The organism is Nonomuraea sp. NPDC050790, from assembly GCF_044456745.1.
Classification (GTDB): Bacteria; Actinomycetota; Actinomycetes; order Streptosporangiales; family Streptosporangiaceae; genus Nonomuraea.
This window is the reverse complement of record NZ_JBITGF010000006.1, coordinates 62457-79722: the sequence shown is the minus strand read 5'-3', so window position 1 is coordinate 79722 and position 17266 is coordinate 62457. Positions and strand designations below refer to the sequence as shown.

At 71.1% G+C, this 17266-nt stretch carries 15 protein-coding genes; 6 read left to right on the top strand and 9 right to left on the bottom strand.

Translation table 11 applies throughout. The features are described from left to right. Positions 1–55: 55 nt before the first annotated feature. From ACIBEJ_RS29805 to ACIBEJ_RS29790, 4 genes are all read left to right on the top strand, one after another. Positions 56–1249: an Ig-like domain-containing protein gene (locus tag ACIBEJ_RS29805; protein WP_397186175.1), complete on the top strand. Its 1194-nt coding sequence runs from the start codon at positions 56–58 to the stop codon at positions 1247–1249. A 54-nt stretch (positions 1250–1303) separates the two neighbouring features. Further along, positions 1304–1735 carry an NfeD family protein gene (locus ACIBEJ_RS29800; protein ID WP_397186174.1) on the top strand — a complete coding sequence of 144 codons (432 nt, stop codon included), beginning with the start codon at positions 1304–1306 and terminating at the stop codon, positions 1733–1735. A 4-nt stretch (positions 1736–1739) separates the two neighbouring features. Further along, positions 1740–2813, top strand: a complete 1074-nt coding sequence (locus tag ACIBEJ_RS29795; protein ID WP_397186173.1) for an SPFH domain-containing protein — start codon at positions 1740–1742, stop codon at positions 2811–2813. A 125-nt stretch (positions 2814–2938) separates the two neighbouring features. Then, positions 2939–3172 (top strand): hypothetical protein, encoded by a 234-nt coding sequence (locus tag ACIBEJ_RS29790; protein ID WP_397186172.1) that lies wholly within the window; start codon positions 2939–2941, stop codon positions 3170–3172. Between the two features lie 18 nt (positions 3173–3190). Here ACIBEJ_RS29790 and ACIBEJ_RS29785 read toward each other — a convergent pair whose 3' ends face one another. Together ACIBEJ_RS29785 and ACIBEJ_RS29780 are read right to left on the bottom strand one after the other, a co-directional pair. Next, on the bottom strand, positions 3191–3877 hold the full coding sequence (locus tag ACIBEJ_RS29785; protein WP_397186171.1) for a response regulator: 687 nt from the start codon (positions 3875–3877) through the stop codon (positions 3191–3193). Next, on the bottom strand, positions 3874–5031 hold the full coding sequence (locus ACIBEJ_RS29780; RefSeq protein WP_397186170.1) for a sensor histidine kinase: 1158 nt from the start codon (positions 5029–5031) through the stop codon (positions 3874–3876). The genes ACIBEJ_RS29785 and ACIBEJ_RS29780 overlap by 4 nt, the downstream gene beginning before the upstream one ends. A 213-nt stretch (positions 5032–5244) precedes the next feature. Here ACIBEJ_RS29780 and ACIBEJ_RS29775 point away from each other — a divergent pair, with 213 nt between their 5' ends. After that, a complete protein-coding gene (locus ACIBEJ_RS29775; RefSeq protein ID WP_397186169.1) occupies positions 5245–7494 on the top strand; it encodes an MMPL family transporter in 2250 nt (749 codons plus the stop codon). After that, positions 7491–8651, top strand: coding sequence for a serine hydrolase domain-containing protein (locus ACIBEJ_RS29770; RefSeq protein ID WP_397186168.1), 1161 nt, complete (start codon positions 7491–7493; stop codon positions 8649–8651). The genes ACIBEJ_RS29775 and ACIBEJ_RS29770 overlap by 4 nt, the downstream gene beginning before the upstream one ends. Before the next feature lie 6 nt (positions 8652–8657). Here the strand turns inward: ACIBEJ_RS29770 and ACIBEJ_RS29765 are convergent, their stop codons facing one another. The 7 genes from ACIBEJ_RS29765 to ACIBEJ_RS29735 form a co-directional block, all read right to left on the bottom strand. Then, positions 8658–9464: a siderophore-interacting protein gene (locus tag ACIBEJ_RS29765; RefSeq protein ID WP_397186167.1), complete on the bottom strand. Its 807-nt coding sequence runs from the start codon at positions 9462–9464 to the stop codon at positions 8658–8660. Next, the gene (locus ACIBEJ_RS29760) at positions 9461–10072 is read right to left on the bottom strand and encodes a TetR/AcrR family transcriptional regulator C-terminal domain-containing protein (protein ID WP_397186166.1); all 612 of its coding nucleotides are present in this window, start codon (positions 10070–10072) and stop codon (positions 9461–9463) included. Before ACIBEJ_RS29760 ends, ACIBEJ_RS29765 begins: the two co-directional genes overlap by 4 nt. 63 nt (positions 10073–10135) lie before the next feature. After that, positions 10136–12031: a hypothetical protein gene (locus ACIBEJ_RS29755; RefSeq protein WP_397186165.1), complete on the bottom strand. Its 1896-nt coding sequence runs from the start codon at positions 12029–12031 to the stop codon at positions 10136–10138. Beyond that, complete coding sequence (locus ACIBEJ_RS29750) at positions 12028–13197, bottom strand: Gfo/Idh/MocA family protein (protein ID WP_397186164.1); 1170 nt, start codon at positions 13195–13197, stop codon at positions 12028–12030. Before ACIBEJ_RS29750 ends, ACIBEJ_RS29755 begins: the two co-directional genes overlap by 4 nt. Then, entirely contained in the window at positions 13198–14412 is a 1215-nt protein-coding gene (locus ACIBEJ_RS29745) for a glycoside hydrolase family 20 protein (protein WP_397186163.1), read from the bottom strand. Further along, positions 14409–15572 (bottom strand): Gfo/Idh/MocA family protein, encoded by a 1164-nt coding sequence (locus ACIBEJ_RS29740; protein WP_397186162.1) that lies wholly within the window; start codon positions 15570–15572, stop codon positions 14409–14411. The genes ACIBEJ_RS29745 and ACIBEJ_RS29740 overlap by 4 nt, the downstream gene beginning before the upstream one ends. 140 nt (positions 15573–15712) lie before the next feature. Beyond that, positions 15713–16855: an ROK family transcriptional regulator gene (locus tag ACIBEJ_RS29735; RefSeq protein WP_397186161.1), complete on the bottom strand. Its 1143-nt coding sequence runs from the start codon at positions 16853–16855 to the stop codon at positions 15713–15715. Positions 16856–17266: the final 411 nt, after the last annotated feature.

Here is a 17266-nt window from a genome sequence, read left to right as displayed (position 1 = left end):
GCCGTGACTCACCGCTACTCTTGGAGCTCCCCGCCCCCAGGAACCCAGGAGTGAGATGCGGCGTGCCGCGGCGTTCTGTCTCGTCGTCCTGCTCACGGTCGCGGGGTGCTCCTCGGTCACGGCCGAAGGCCCCGCGGCCGCGCCCCCGGTCATCACCACCTTCCCGGCCTTCGACTCCGCCCGCGCCCGGCCGGACCGCGGCCTCGTGGTCAAGGCCGGCGGCGGCACACTGCGCCAGGTCCTCGCGTACGCCGCGGGCCGCCCGGTGCCCGGCGAGCTCGACTCCGCAGGCACCACCTGGCGTTCGAGCCGGCCGCTGAAACCCGACACCGAATACATGGTGACCGCGACCGCCGCCACGGCCGCCGGCCCCTCGACCGTCGCCATGGGTCGCTTCCGCACCCGCGCCGCCGGCCGTCCCTTCGGCATCGCCTCGGTCTCACCGCTGCCCGGCGAGGAGGTCGGCGTCGGCATGCCGATCATCGTCACCTTCGACGGCCCGGTCCGCGACAAGGCCGCCGTGGAGCGCGCGCTGGAGGTCACCTCCGACCAGCCCGTCGAAGGCGCCTGGCGCTGGATCGGCGACACCCAGGCCGTCTACCGCACCAGCCAGTTCTGGCCGGCCAGGCAGAACGTCGCCTTCACCGCCCACCTGACCGGCGTACGCCCCTCCCCCGGCGTCTACGGCACCGCCGACCACACGCTCACCTTCACCGTCGGCCGCAGGCAGACCAGCACCGTCGACACCCGCACCCACCGCATGGTCGTCAGACGCGACGGCAAGGTCGTCCAGAACATGGCCATCAGCGCGGGAATGGCCACCACCCGCGAATACACCACCACCAGCGGCATCCATCTCACGATGGAAAAGGGAAACCCGGTGCGCATGGTGTCGCCGGGCCGCAAGAAAGGCGACCCCGGTTTCTACGACCTGATGATCGACCACGCCGTGCGCATCTCCAATTCCGGCGAATACGTCCACGCCAAGAACAACGTGTGGGCCCAGGGCCGGGCCAATGTCAGCCACGGCTGCATCAACTCCCGCCCCGACCAGGCGGCCTGGTTCTACGAAAACTCCCTGCGCGGCGACCCCGTCAGCATCACCGGCACCGACCGTCCCCTCGAATGGAACAACGGCTGGGGCTTCTGGCAGCTGTCCTGGGAGAAATGGCGACTGGGCAGCGCACTTCACGATCCGGCAACCGATGGCGGATGGGTGCAACAAGCGCCCGCTCCAGGTTTACCGTAGGTAGGGGAACATGTTGCAGTCCCAGGCCCGTTCATCTGTCAGGAGGGCCAACGCATGGAAGACTGGGTCATCTGGATAATCCTCGCCGTCGTCCTCGGTGTGGCGGAGATCTTCACCCTCACCGCGTCCCTGGGCATCCTCGGCGTCGCTTCTCTCTTGACGGCCGCCACAGCGGCACTCGGCCTGCCCATTCCGCTGCAACTGCTCGTCTTCACCCTGTCGTCGGCGGCCGGGCTCTTCGTGGTCCGGCCCATCGCCATGCGGCACCTCCACCAGCCCCAGCTCCAGCGCTTCGGGGTTGAGGCGCTGGTCGGCAAGCCCGCGTACGTGGTCGCGGAGGTCACCGGACGCGACGGCAGAGTGCGGATCGGGGGCGAGGAATGGTCCGCACGCGCCTACGACGAGACGCTGGTCATCCCCACGGGAGCGACCGTGGACGTCATCGAGATCGAGGGCGCCACAGCCCTCGTCTATCCCCGGGAGTGATCATATGGAGCTGCTGATCGTCGGCTTGGTCATCGCCCTCTTCGCGGTGATCACGGTACTCAAGGCAGTCCGCATCGTGCCGCAGGCGAGGGCCCGCAACGTCGAGCGGCTCGGCCGATACAACCGCACACTCAAACCCGGACTCAACTTCGTCATCCCCTACGTCGACCGCGTCTATCCGATGATCGACCTGCGCGAACAGGTCGTCTCCTTCCGCCCCCAGCCGGTCATCACCGAGGACAACCTCGTCGTCGAGATCGACACCGTCCTCTACTTCCAGGTCACCGACCCGCGCGCGGCCGCCTACGAGATAGCCAACTACATCCAGGCCGTCGAGCAACTGACCGTCACCACCCTGCGCAACGTCGTCGGCTCCATGGATCTGGAGAAGACCCTCACCTCCCGCGACACCATCAACAGCCAGCTACGCGGCGTCCTCGACGAGGCCACCGGCAAGTGGGGCCTGCGCGTCAACCGGGTCGAGATCAAGGCGATCGACCCGCCCAAGACCATCAAGGACGCGATGGAGAAGCAGATGCGGGCCGAGCGCGACAAGCGGGCCGCCATCCTCACCGCCGAAGGCCAGCGCCAGTCCCAGATCCTCACCGCCGAGGGCGACAAGCAGGGCCGCATCCTGCGCGCCGAGGGCCAGCGCACCGCCGCCATCCTTGAGGCCGAAGGCCAGTCCCGCGCCATCGACCAGGTCTTCCAGGCCGTCCACCGCAACGACCCCGACCCCAAGCTGCTCGCCTACCAGTACCTCCAGGTGCTGCCGCAGCTCGCCCAGGGCGAGGGCAACACCTTCTGGGTCATCCCCAGCGAGGTGACCTCGGCCCTGCAGGGCGTGTCCAAGGCCTTCACCGAAGCCCTCCCCCGCTCCGCCGCCACCCGCGAGGAGATCACCGACGCTTCGGCGGCTGATGAGGAGGTGGCCAAGGCCTCGGAGGCGGCAGCCGAGGCGGTGGCCGACGCGCAGGAGGCGGAGAAGCCGGGTCTGCCTCGCCAGCTGGGCGCGGCCGTACCGGAACCCTCCCCGTTCCCCAACCTGGAAAAGGACCCCCAACACCACACCCCCTGAAAGGAGCTCCGCTACGCTCCGCGCGTGTCTCCGGTCGAGCTGAAGCTCGACCCCTGAAGGACCTCGCTCCGCTCGGGCTGCCTTCTTGGGGGCCCACCCCCTGCCCAGTCAGGACCACGGCACCCATGGGTGGATGGTCGACAACACCGACCGGGAAGGCGACGTCGGCCGACGCCGTGGCCTCGCTGGTCGGCAAGATGCTGGGCGACCCCAAGCACTTCTACCGCTCCGACAGCACCGCCGAACTGGACAGGACCTGGCCACTTGGGCACTGGAACTGGACGAGTGGGGACTGCCCCCTGGTAGACGGGTTGATCTCGCCCTTCACCCGGTCGGCAGGCATAGCCGGGTCGGAGTAGTGGCGCTGACGTCCGTGTCTATCCGGCGTTCGGTTCGTCGTGGCCGCGCCGGTGCAGGGCCGTGACCAGACCCGACTCGTAGGCCACGATCACCGCCTGGGCGCGGTCGCGGACGGAGAGCTTGTCGAAGATGCTGGTGATGTAGTTCTTGACGGTCGACAGGCTGAGGTCGAGGACGCGGGCGATCTCGGTGTTGTCCAGGCCGGTCGCCATCAGCCGCCATACCTCGACCTCGCGGGGCGTGAGTTCGCCCAGGCCCGTGGGGTTCGGCCGGGTGCCGTGGGGCGCCCGTACGTAGGTGGAGATCAGCCGGGTGAGCAGGCGCGGCGCGACGGCGGCGTCACCGGCGTGGACGGTGCGGATCGCCGCGCTCAGGTCCTCCGGGGAGCTGTCCTTGGGCAGGAACCCGTAGGCTCCGGCTCGCAGCGCGCCCACGAGGTACTCGTCCATGTCGAAGGTGCTGAGCGCCAGGACCCGGCTGCCGGGCAGCGTCGCGGCGAGTTCCCTGGTCGCGGCGACGCCGTCGAGGACGGGCATCCGGATGTCCATCACCACGACGTCGGGGCGCAGTTCGTGGGCGAGGGTGACGGCCTGGGCACCGTCCTCGGCCTCTCCAACGACCTCGAAGGACGGATCGGGGGAAAGGATCAGCGACAGGCCGCGCCGTACCAGCAACTGATCGTCGACGATCAGGACCCTGATCATCGGTGCGCCTTTTCGTGCTGGACGGCCGTCTCGTCCGTGGTCAGCGGCAGCTCGGCCAGGACGGTGAACCCGCCGTCCTGGCGCGGGCCCGCGGTGAGTGTGCCACCGTGCAGGGCGACGCGTTCGCGCATGCCGATCAGGCCGTATCCCGCCGCCGCGTCCTCCCGTGGCGGTGGGCCGCCGCCGTCGTCTCGCACCTCGATGGTGACCCGGTCCCGGCCGTACGTCAGCGACACGGACGCGCGCGCCGGCCCCGCGTGCTTGCGGGCGTTGGTGAGGGCCTCCTGGGCGATCCTGAACACCGTGAGGCCGACGGTCGGCGGCAAGGACCGCGGCTGCCCGTGGACGCCGAGGTCCGTCGGCAGTCCGGCCAGGCGGGACTCCTCGACCAGGCGGCCGAGGTCGTCGGCGCCGGGCTGGGGCTGGGCGGGTGTGGTCTCCGGCTCGTCGCCGTCCCGCAGGACGTCGAGGAGCTGGCGCATCTCGCGCAGCGCGAGCCGCCCGGAGGACTCCAGGGTGACCAGGGCCTCCCTGACCACCTCCGGTTTCTCGGCGTTGGCGCGGGCGCCGCCGGCCATCAGCTGCATGGTGGTGATGTGGTGGGCCACGATGTCGTGCAACTCCCGTGCGATACGGCGCCGCTCGTCGGCCACCGCGCGGTCGGCGAGGAGTCTGCGGTTGGCCGCCACCTCCGCCTGCCAGCGGTTGACCGCCATGGCGGTGCCTACGACGATCAGGGTGGTGAGGGGCGGGACGACGGCGTCCTGCCAGGTCAGGACATGGCCGACATTCTGGCTCAGCAGCGTCAGCATCACCGTCGCAACGGCCGCGAGCGCCGTGATCCGGCCGGGGCGGGCCCTGGCGACCGCGTACAGGGCGACCACCAGGACGGCGCCGAAATGCCGGGGCAAGGGCACGATCAGGGTGGCCGCGGTGTCGAGGGCCAGGATGGCGGCGAGCGCCGCCACCGGATGGCGGCGCCGGGCGAGCAGCGGCAGGGCCGCCACGGCGACGAAGAGGAACCCCGCCACGCTCACGGCGTGCCGGCCGTCGGGGGAGTTGAAGAACACGTAGCTGAGCAGGTTCATCACGCAGGCCCCACCGGCGACGAGCGCGTCGCTACGGGCCCACGGCAGCTCCCGGGCGTTGCTCAACAATGGTGTCCCCCCATATCCGGCCTTACGGCCCCCCGAAACAGGGTTACACAGCCAGGCCGGGACCAGGACCACGGTCCTGGTCCCCGGGAGACGGAAGGACCCAGGGCCCCGGTGCGAATCATCCGCTACCAGGAGGTTTGCCGCTTCTGCGACTGATGGTCTAGAGGTCGGCCGGGAGCCCCCGGCAGCCACCGTCCGCCGGAGGAGATCGTGATCCGTGCCCTGACCGGGTACTCCACCAGACACCCATGGAAGGTCATCGCCCTCTGGGCGGTGCTGGGCGTCGTCCTGAGCGCCTTGACCCCGATGCTGTTCGACCGCGTCACCCAGAACCAGGCCGGCGACTTCCTGCCCCGGAGTTACGACTCGGCCGCCGCGCTGCGCATCGCCAAGGAACGGTTCGGGGTGAACCCCGACGCCACCACGGTGACCGTGCTGGTCGCGCGGTCCGACGGCAAGGCCATGACCGCCGCCGACCGGCAGCGCGTCGAGGCCGAGGCGGCGAAGCTGGCCAAGCGCCGGGTGATCATGCCCAGGGAGGACGACGGGCCCCAGCGGTTCCTCATCCCGGACCGTTCCCAGACGCCCCGGATCGCCCCGGCGATGACGGCGCCCGACCGGAGCTTCCAACTGCTCTCCGTCGAGCTGATCGGCAACCGCGGGGACAAGGGCCTCCAGGACGTCTACCGGACCTTCCGGGACTCGGCCAGGATCCAGTTCTCCGAGGCGGGGATGCGTACCGGCTTCACCGGAGCGCTCGCCGAGACCGTCGACACCGTCGACTCCCGCAAGATCGTCACGACGGTCGGGAGCGGGCTCATCGTGGGCCTCATCGTCCTGCTCAACGTGCTGGTGTTCCGCAGCGTGCTGGCGGCCCTGCTGCCGCTGCTCGCGGTCGCCATGATCGGCTTCGTGGCGGCGGGGGCCGTCGCGGGCGCCGCGATGCTCACCGGGCTCAAGCTCGACGCGGGCACCCCGGGCCTCATCAACGTGGTCCTGCTCGGCATCGGCATCGACTACCTGTTGTTCCTGCTGTTCCGCTACCGCGAGCAGTTGCGTACCCGGCCCGGGCAGTCCGCCCGCGAGGCGGCCGCGCAGGTCTCCGGCCGGGTCGGCACCGCGATCACCTCGGCGGCGCTGACCATCGTGGCCGCCTTCGCCACCCTCGGTCTGGCGACCTTCGGGCAGTTCCGCTCGATGGGCCCCGCGATCGCCGTCGCGGTCGTGGTGATGATGGTGGGCAGCCTCACTCTCCTGCCGGCCTTGCTCGCCGCCGCCGGGCGCAAGATGTTCTGGCCCTCCCGTACGGCTCTGCGCCCCGAAACCGGGGAGAGCTGGGCCGCCCGCCTGGGCGCGCTGGTCACGCGCAAGCCGCTGATGATGCTGACCGCCTCCGTCGCCCTGCTCGCCGCGCTGGCCGCCGGGCTGATCGGCATCCGCATGGACTACGGCCAGGCCGGCTCCGGCGCCCAGACCCCCGCCGCTGCCACCGCGGCCGAGATCTCCCGTACGCTGCCGGCCGGCGTGTCCGACCCGACGAGCGTCTTCATCGCCGCCGAAGACGGCAGTGCCCTCACCGCCGAGCGGCTCGACGGTCTCTCCCGGGCGCTCACCCAGGTCAAGGGCGTGGGCCAGATCGCGCCGACCGTCCTGAGCGGGGACCGCCGCGCCGCCCGCATCGACCTCTACCCGACCGCGGACCCGCGGAGCCGGCAGGCCCGCGACCTGGCCGTCGGACCGATCCGGGCCACGGTCGCCCAGCACACGCCCGCCGGGATGACAGCTCACGTGGGCGGGACGCCGGCCATCGTGGCCGACATCTCGACCGCCGTTGACCACGACCTCACGATCGTGTTCCCGGTCGCGGCGGCGCTGATCGCGCTGATCCTCCTGCTGCTCCTGCGCAGCCTGCTCGCTCCGGTGATCCTGCTGCTCTCGGTCGGGCTCGGCTTCGCCGCGACCCTCGGCGCGGCCGCGCTGCTGTTCCAGCACGTCATCGGCGAGCCTGGCGTCGGCTTCACGCTTCCGCTCGTGCTGTTCCTGTTCGTCGTGGCGCTGGGGACCGACTACAACATCCTGATCGCCGACCGCGTCCGGGAGGAGATGCGGCGATCGGGTACGGCTCGCGCCGCCGTGGCCCGCGCCGTACGGCACACCGCGCCGGCCATCGCCACGGCCGGCCTGGTGCTGGCCGCCTCCTTCGCCGGCCTCGTCACGTCCCCGGGCAACGAGCAGATCGCCTTCGCGATGACGCTCGGCATCCTGCTCTCCGCGCTCGTCGTGTCGCTGGTCCTGGTCCCCGCTTTGGCCGCGCTGCTCGGCCGGGCCATCTGGTGGCCGTTGCGCCCACGACCCGCCGCGGCCGGCCATCGCACCGGCCCCTTCGAGCCCCACCCACCTGCTTTCGAGTCCCACCCGACCGCTACGGCGGTCACATCTGCCGGGAGGCAAGAACGATGAAGAGGAATCCGATCAACCACCGCATCCACGCGATCGTGGCGTCGGCGATCACGGCCGCGACGGTCGCCACACTCGCGGCGGGCCCGGCCCACGCCACGTCCGGCTACGACCGGACGGCCCTGCGGCGGGACCTGGCCGCGATCCGCGACGCCGGCACGCTGGGGGTGCAGGCACGGGTGGTCTCCCCCGCCGGTGACCTGGCGGCGGCAGCCGGTACGGCGGTGCGCGGCCGTACCGTGCCGATCCCGCTCGACGGGCACTTCCGGATGGGCAGCAACACGAAGACGTTCGTGGCCACCGTGATCCTTCAACTGGAGGCGGAGGGCCGTCTGTCCCTCGGCGACAGCGTCGAACGATGGCTGCCCGGACTGGTGCGCGGCAACGGCAACGACGGGCGCGCGATCACCGTCAGGCACCTGCTCCAGCACACCAGCGGCCTGCACGACTCCGTGGGCGACATCGAGATGAAGATGCGCACCGAGCAGGGCTACCGCGCCTACCGGTTCCTCCGCATGTCCCCGCGCGAGCTGGTCGCGCTCAGCGTGGACCGGCGCCCGCTCTTCTCCCCCGGCGCCCGCTGGAGCTACTCCAACATCAACTATCTCCTGGCCGGGATGATCGTCGAGAAGGCCACCGGCAACGGCTGGCGCGACGAGGTGACCCGCCGGATCATCACGCCGCTGCGGCTGCGCGAGACGACGCTGCCCGGCGACGCCGCGCGGCTGCCCAAGCCGCACCCGCAGAGCTACACCGAGGACGCCAGGACCGGCCGGCCGTTCCGCGCCACGGTGCTCAGCCTCGGCTGGGCCGGCCCGGCGGGCGAGGCCGTCACCACCACCGGCGACCTGGGCAGGTTCTGGCGAGCGTTGCTGGGCGGCCGGCTCCTGACGCCACGTCAGCTCAAGAAGATGACCACCACGGTCCCCGTCGGCGCGCCCGGCAGGGAGTTCGGCCTGGGCCTGGCGAAGCAGCGGCTGAGCTGCGGGATCACGGCATGGTCGCATCCCGGTGGCACGCCCGGGTTCATCACCGACAACGCCGTCACCGCCGATGGCCGCACCAGCGTGATCGTCTCCCGCACCACCTACCCCGGCACCCCGGCCCAAGGCCAGGCCACGGCCCGCCTGATCGACAACGCGCTCTGCGCCAACACCTGAGCGGCGTCAGCCGGGGCTGGAGCGCCCGTGCCGCCAGTAGCCGATGAAGGCGATGTCACGCTTCTCCATCTGCCGCTCCCCGACCAGGTGGCGGCGTACGCCGGTGGCCAGCCTCGACTCGCCCGCGACCCAGGCGTAGGAGGGCTTGCCGAGGTCGGGGGCGGCTTTGACGGCCTCCAGGGCCAGGGTCCCGGGGATCGAGGGAGCGCCGTCGCGGGAGAGCCAGGTCACCTGTACGCCCGCCGGGCACGAGATGCCGGAACGGATGTCGCCGGCCTCCGGAACCTCCAGGAACACCTGCCCGGTCAGGCCGGCGGGAGCCGTACTCAGGATGGACAGGACGGCGGGCAGCGCGCTCTCGTCGCCCACCAGCAACTGGCGGTCGGCGGCGGCGGGCGGCAGGTAGGTGTAGCCCTCGTCCATGAGGCCGGCCGGGTCGCCGGGACGGGCGCGGGCGGCCCAGGCCGAGGCAGGGCCCTCGTCGCCGTGCAGGGCGAACTCCATGTCCAGTTCCTGCAGGTCCGGCCGGTGGTCGCGGATGGTGAAGGTGCGCACCCACGGGCGGCGGGAGGTGGGTTGCAGCAGCGTCTCGGGCAGCCAGGCGTCGTTGCGGAGGCTGGGCAGCCACAGGCCCGGCTGTCCCGCGCGCGGGAAGAACAGGCGCACGGCGTGGTCGAGGCCGGGGGTGGCGAAGCCGGCCAGGGCCGGGCCGCCCAGGGTCAGGCGGGTGAACGACGGGCTCAGCCGGACGTTGGCGCGGACCTCCAGGGGCATGGGGCGGCGGCCCTTGGCCCGCTTGATCTTCGGGATCATCGCAGCGCCTCGGCCAGCCGCAGGCGTACGCCGTCGAGGAACAGCTCCAGGCCGTAGGCGAAGCGTTCCCCGGGGTCGGCGGTGACCAGGGCGGTGACGGCCTGGTGCAGGTCGGTGCCGGCCAGTTCGCTGCCGCGTTGCTCCCAGTCGCCGGCCTCGCGCTGGGCCTGTTCCTCGATGGTGTGGCCGAGCACGTAGTACATGGCGGTGAAGATCACCCAGGCGGCCCGGTCGGCGGGGAAGCCCGCGTCGGTGAGGATGCGCAGGGCCTGGCCGCCGCCGCGTACCGTGTTCGGTTCCGTCACGTAGGTGCCCGCCACCACGCGGGCGCCGTCGCGGTGGGCGAGCATGGCGCGGCGCAGGCGGTGGGCGATCTCCGCGAGCTGGGCGTCCCAGGGAGCGGGGGTGAGCGGGGTCCGCGTGGCCTCGCCGACGATCCGGTCGGCCATGGCGCCGAGCAGCGCCTCTTTGCTGGTGAAGTGCCAGTAGATGCCGCCGGCCTGGACGCCGAGCCGCGCGCCGAGCTTGCGCATGGTCAGGCCGTCCAGGCCGTCGGTGTCGAGCAGGGCCAGCGCCCCGGTCACGACGTCCGCACGCTTCAGTTGCATGCGGGCAGTGTCACACGGAACCTGAACACCGTTCAATCCTGAACGGCGTTCAAGTGAGCGAAGTCACCATTCCAGGAGCACGTACCCCCGGTGCGGGACGTCGGCCTCCACGTGGACCCGGCCACCCTCGCGCCGGACGGGCACCTCGACCGGCTCGGCGAGCGGCGCCAGCAGGGTCGCGGTGACGGGCCGGTCGAGGTCGACGACGGGGCGGGCCGGGTCGGCGGAGCCGTTGGCGATCGCCAGCCGCCGTCCTGTCGCGGTTCCGGCCAGGTGGGGCAGCAGGTGCGGGCCGCCGGTGACCAGGGGAAGGTCCGCGCCCAGGTAGCGGAGCGCGCGGTGGGCGAGGGCCTGGCCGTCGTCGCAGCGGCCCAGCGCCTCGGGGGTGCAGGCCGCCAGGGTGACGACGCGTCCGCCCAGCCGGTTGGTGAAGGCCACCCGGCCGTCGCCCCAGTGCTCGCCGCGCGGGGTGAGGATCTCGGTCCAGGTCTCGGCCCCGGGCAGCGCGGCGAGCCGGGCCAGCGCCGGCTGCACGTTCACGCTGAGCAACTGCCCGCCGTCCAGAACCCGCTCCATGCTGTACGGCTGCCGCGAAGGCGCCCCCCGCTCGGCCACCTCCTCCACCCGCACGCCGAGCAGTTCCCCGAACCCGCGCTCGGCCAGCACGAGCGCCGCGTGCCCGTCGAGCAGGAGCCCGCCGGACAGCAGCCGCTCCACCTCGTCCGCGGGCACACCCCAGGCGACCTTGCCGAACACGGCGTTGACCGCGCCTGCCCCGGCCTGGATCGGCACCCCGTAGGGCAGCAGGTATTCGGCGGCCCGCAGCGGATCGGCCTGCAGCCCGTCGAGGCCGCCGTCGCCCCACACGTGGGCGGCGGTGTCCGGCCACCACGGCACCCCAACCCCATACACCGAAATATCCGGACTGTACGCCCGCTCCACCGCCGCCCGCGACCGCGACAACATCCGGCCCACGCGCGGATAGCGCTGCGGGTCGCCGGTCACGAACGGATGGACGTCCAGCAGCAGCCCGCCCGCCCCCGACAGCCGGGCCGTCACCATCTCCGACCACGTCTGGGTGTCGGACTTGGTCCACTCGGTGTGCGGCCAGTTCTCGATCTCCGGCGCCACCTCCACCCCGGCGGGCCGCAGCCCCCGCTGCAGCTCCAGCATGGCGATCGAGTACGACAGCCGCCGCCCCGGCGCGTCGCCGTAGGGTGCGAAGTGCGGCCGGTGCACCTCCACCCGGTCGAAGAACGCCGCCCAGTCCCGGCCCTCGACCGAGGCGACGCCCAGCCCGGAGCTCATCAGGCCGAGCTTGGCCCGGCCGGCCACGGCCTGCCGTACCAGATCGAGGACCTCAAGCTGGGCCTCGCGCCAGGTGCGCTGCAGCAGCGCCCGCCAGGGGTGCGGCGGGCCGGTGGCGGTGATCGCGGCGACCAGCTCCTCGCGGGTCGGTTTGTCACCCGAGAGCAGCGCGAACCGCTCCAGCATCTCGGGCTCGAACCCGCCGCCCCAGGTCAGCGGGGCGTGGTTGTGGAAGCGGAAGTCGTCCTCCAGCCAGAGGACGCGGAAGCCGAGCTGGGAGAAACGCCCGTAGTGCCCGGCCAGCCAGTCTCGCCAGACCGGACAGGCGAACGAGGCCGTCGCCGTCGCCGCCTCGCCCAGCGGCGAGACCATGGGCGCGAACCCGAGATCCTGGGTGCGCCCGCGGTCGGCGTGGCCGACGGTCACCCACGGGTTGAGGCTCGCGCCGATCCCGTGCGCGTCCAGCACGTGCTTCACCTCGGCCACGTGCTCGAACCACAGGTCCTCGCCGACGCCGACCGGGTGGCCGGCGTGCAGCTCCTCGGAACCGTAGATGAGCACGACCTCCTCGATCCCGTGCCCGGCGCAGTACGCCGCCAGCCTGGCCGGATCCCGGCCGGGCAGCACCTGGTAGCGGAGGTGGTAGGTCATGACTGCCCGCGGTCGAAGTAGGCCACGAGCTCGGGGTCGAGCGGCGGCACGTCGTACGGCATGCCGCCGTCGCGCAGCGACATCGTGGCCATGTAACCGGCGGCCACGCTCATCCTGGCGGCCACCGGCGAGGTGTCGGTCACGCCGCCCTCGCGGGCGAACCTGGTGAACTCGACGATGATGCCCGGGTCGGCGCCGCCGTGGGTGCCCTTGGACTCCGGCACCCGGTAGACGACGTCGGCGTCGGAGCGGTGGTCGCTGGGGCCGGTGTTCCAGACCTTGACCGTGTCGCCGGGGCCGTCGCCGAAGTTCTCCAGGCGGCCCTCGGTGCCGATCACGGTGTAGTTGCGGAAGTAGTCGGGCGAGAAGTGGCACTGCTGGTAGGCGGCGATGACGCCGTTGTCCAGGCGCATGTTCATGACGGACACGTCCTCCACGTCCACGACGTGGTTGAGGTCGCGGCGGCTCGCGGGCGGCCAGTCGAACTCCTTCAGCCACCCCTCCGGCCTGGGGGTGTCCGCGGCGCGGCGGGGCAGGTCGCCGTAGACCATGAGGTCGCCGAGGGCGTTGACCCGGCTGGTGTAGCCGCCGGCCAGCCAGTGGATCACGTCGAGGTCGTGGGCGGCCTTCTGCAGCAGCAGGCCGGTGGTATTGCGGCGGTCGGCGTGCCAGTCCTTGAAGTAGTAGTCGCCGCCGTAGGAGACGAAGTGCCGCACCCAGACGGTCTTCGGTTCGCCGATCACCCCCTTCTGGATGATCTCCCGCATCAGCCGCACGACGCCCATGTGCCGCATGTTGTGGCCGACGTAGAGCCGCGTACCGGTCCTGCGCGCGGTCTCCAGGATGTTGTCGCAGCCCTCGACCGTGATGTGCATCGGCTTCTCGAGGTAGACGGCCTTGCCCGCCTCCAGGCAGTCCACCGCCAGCTTCTCGTGCGTGTCGTCCGGGGTCGCCAGGATGATCGCGTCGATGTCGTCGCGTTCCAGCAGGTCGCGGTAGTCCTCGGTGAGGATGTCGGCCTCGAACCGCTTCGACTGCCGCTTGAGGACGGCCGGATCGATGTCGCACAGCGCGCTCACCACCGACCCCTTGCCCGGCCGGTGCGCGGCCAGGTGCAGACTCGTCCGGAGACCGAGACCAACGGCTCCGATGCGCAGATCTTCCACTTAGATCCCTTCTCGCGGGTACGGCGAGCCGTTCCACATCTTGCTGGCGAGGATCGCGAACGTCGGCCGGATCAGCCGGTCCACGTCCTGCTCGGTGTAGTCGAGTTCGGTCATGTCGTTCCACACCGCCGACATCGCGCCGCGCAGCAGCGGATGCCGGGGCTCGACGGACCTGCCGCCGGGGAAGACGTGCGGCTGCCACTCGCGGGCCAGGTACTCGGCGTCGAGCCCGTCCGGGTGGTAGTAGCCGGCCTTCGGGACGACGTAGAGGGTCTCGTCGTTGGTGTTGATGAACGGGTAGCCGTCCCTGATCGCCTCGACCGGGTCGTACCAGGAGTTGGCCCAGGTGTTGATCGTCACGTCCCGGTCGTAGCCCTCGGCGTCGCCGGTCATCCTGGTGAAGCTGCCCCAGGCGCGGGCCTGCTTGCCCGCCGCCCTGACGTGTGCGGCCATGGCGTTGAAGTAGTCGCGGAACAGCCCCGGGTCGGCGAAGTACTCGTCGGCGCCGAAGTGCACCGCCGGGCCGCGGAACCACGGCATGAACTCGTCGAACAGTTCCTTCATGAACGCGGTCGTCTCCGGCCTGGACAGGTCCAGGTGGTCGCCCTCGCCCAGGTCAGGACGGAACCGGGTGAAGGCCAGCGAGTGCGCGGGGCCGTCGATCTCGGGGATCAGCCGCACGCCGTTGGCCGCCGCCACGTCCTCGAAGGAGTCCCAGTCGGCGCGGGTGTAGACGCCGTCGGTCGCCGACAGGCCGGGGAAGCGCTCGCTGGCCAGCCGGAAGGCGGCCTGCACGCCGTCCCAGCCGCCGTCGTCCTTCTTGAAGCCGTTGTCGTTGAGGTGGAGCTGCAGCTCGTTGAGCTTGAGCTCGCCCATGTGCCCGATCAGGTCGCGGATGTAGCCGGGGGTGAAGAAGCGGCGGCCGACGTCGAGCATGAAGCCGCGTACCTCGTAGTCGGGCCAGTCCACGGCCTCGCCGACCGGCAGTTCGCCGTCCCTGGCCAGCGCCTGTCGCACGGTGCGGGAGCCGTACAGGAGGCCGGTCTCGGAGGGGGCGGTGACGACGGCGGCGTCAGGCGTGATCGTGAGGCGGTAGCCCTCCTCGGCGAAGCGCGGGCCGCCCTCGTCGTCGCTCAGACCGGGGACGAGCTCGGTGCGGATCCGCGCCGGACGGCAGGTCCCCTGGCCCGGCCGCCAGCGCCGGACGTTCCTCACCGCTCCACCTGGCCGCGCTCGAAGTAGGCCACGAGCCCGGGGTCGAGCGCCGGAATGTCGTACGGCCGGCCGCCGTCGCGCAGCGACATCGTGGCCATGTAACCGGCGGCCACGCTCATACGCGCCGCCACCGGCGAGGTGTCGGTCAACCCGCCCTCCCGCACGAACCCGGTGAACTCGGTAATGATCCGCTCGTCGGAACCGCCGTGTGAGCCCTTGGTTTCCGGCACTTTGTAGGTGACGTCACCTTCGGCGCGATACCCGGTCGGACCGTGGTTCCACACCTTGATGTGACCACCGTCATTCTCCAGACGGCCCGCGTCGCCGATGACCGTGTAGCTGCGGTTGTAGTCGGGCGTGAAGTGGCACTGCTGGTAGGCGGCGATGACGCCGTTGTCCAGGCGCATGTTCATGACCGAGAGGTCCTCGACGTCCACCACCGGGTTGAGGTCCTTGCGCGCGGTGGGCGGCCACTCGAACTCCTTCAGCCACCCCTCGGGCTTGGCCGCCCCCAGGGCGCGGCGGGGCAGGTCGCCGTAGACCATGAGGTCGCCGAAGGCGTTGACCCGGCTGGTGTAGCCGCCGGCCAGCCAGTGGATCACGTCGAGGTCGTGGGCGGCCTTCTGCAGCAGCAGTCCGGTCGTCCTGGACTGCTCGGCGTGCCAGTCCTTGAAGTAGTAGTCACCGCCGTAGGAGACGAAGTGCCGCACCCAGACGGTCTTGGGAGCGCCGATGTCGCCACGCTGGATGATCTCCCGCATCAGCCTGACCACGGCCATGTGCCGCATGTTGTGGCCGACGTAGAGCCGCGTACCGGTCCTGCGCGCGGTCTCCAGGATGTTGTCGCAGCCCTCGACCGTGATGTGCATCGGCTTCTCGAGGTAGACGGCCTTGCCCGCCTCCAGGCAGTCCACCGCCAGCTTCTCGTGCGTGTCGTCCGGGGTCACGACGAGGACGGCGTCGAGGTCCTTCCGGTCCAGCAGGTCGCGATGATCCTCGGTCAGGTACGGCGTGCCGAACCGCTCCCCGGCCTTCTTCAGCGCGGCGGGGTCGGAGTCGCAGAGCGCGGTGACCACCGACCCCTCGCCCGGCCGATGGGCGGCCAGCGCGAGGCTGAGCCGCAGCCCGAGGCCGATGACCCCGATGCGTAGATCTTCCACGTGCCGTCCCTTCAGGCTCCTTGACCAGTCCTGAAGGGTAGCGGTGATTTATGAAAGAATCTATAGAAAATCAGGCAGAAATTCCGGCGTAAGCGACACCAGGGCCGTGAACGACCCTGGAGATAAGCAACTCGGTAGCGTTAAAGCCCGACGGAGAAGAGGGTTCTGTCGGCGTGGTTGAGCGCCAGCCGTACCGCGCCGACCACGATCGACTCGCGGCCCAGCTCCGAGGCGACCACCTTGGGCGGGTAGAGGCAGACCTGGTCGAGATACGCCTGGATCGGGTCGACCAGCAGCTCGCGGCCCCGCGCGAGCGCGCCGCCGATCACCACCATCTCGGGGTCGAGCGGGTTGACGATCGTGACCAGTCCCTCGCCCAGCTTCAGCGCGAACTGCTCCACCGCCTCCACCGCCGCGCGCTCCCCCGACCTGGCCCGCTCGAACGCGAACTCCGCCATGTCGCTCGGCGCCCTCAGCTCGCCCGGCTCGGCGGCCATCGCGTAGGAGATCACGCTCCCGAACGCCGACCAGTTGCCGTTGGGCTGCTCGCCCAGCTCACCCGAGGCCGCGTGGGCTCCCCGGTACGGCACGCCGTCGATGAGCAGGCCCAGCGCCAGCCGGTTGCCGGTGAACAGGTAGACCACGTCGCGGCACTCCTGCGCCACGCCACGCCAGTGCTCGGCCAGGACGGCCAGCCGCATGTCGTTCTCCACCAGCAGCGGCGCGGAGATCGCCTTGCGCAGCTCGGCCTGCAGCTCCAGGCCCGTCCAGTCGCGCAGCCGTACGCTCTTGACCACGCGGCCCTCGCCGTCCACCACGCCCGTGGTGCCGACCCCGACCGCCGCCAGATCCCTCGCCCTCAGCCCCAGCTCGCCCGCGCTCTCCTCCACGAGCTTGACGACGGCCGCCATGCGCTCGCCCGCGTCCACCTCGCGCGGCACGCCGACCGAGCGCGAGCCGACCACGTTCCCCTTGAGGTCCGAGGTCATCGCCCGGATCGTGGAGCCGCCTATGCCGATCCCGACCACGTGCTTGGCCGCCGCGCGGAACCGGTAGCGCCGGGCCGGACGACCACGCTGCCGGTCGCCCAGTTCTTCCTCGCACTCCTCGGCCCAGCCTTCGGCCAGGAGTTCCTCCACGATCGCCTCGGCCGTGGGCCTGGACACCTTGGCCGCCCTGGCCAGCTCGGTGAGCGTGACGTCGTCTCCGGCACGCAGGATCCGCAGGATCGCCGCCGAGTTCAGCCTGCGCAGAAGGGAGGCGTCGCCGCTCTGCTGTACCACCGGACCTCCACCCTTCTGGTTGAACGGACAGTCTACTTAGCCAACCTTGTTACGTAATCACAACCACCAACCACCCCGCCCCACGCCACGACCTCCTGCGAAACGCCACCCTGGTCCCAACCCGGCAAGACACCCGCCAGAACACTCGCGGCCCGCCCCACAACCCCGCGCGGCGCACTCTGCCACCCACACCCGACCCCGCCGAGCGGCGCGCCGAGACACCCCGGCCGGGTTTGGGTGCCCGAAGACCGTCTGCCACCGGCATGGCCGCGACCGGTGTGCCCTCGACAGGACGGGTTTGGGCCCGGAGGGCGGCACGCGGTGACGGTGTGGGGTGACACGCCCGGGGAACGCGGGGCAACCCCTGGGCGGCTGGGGGATTTGGCGGGCTGCCAGGGGCGTGAAGGTTCT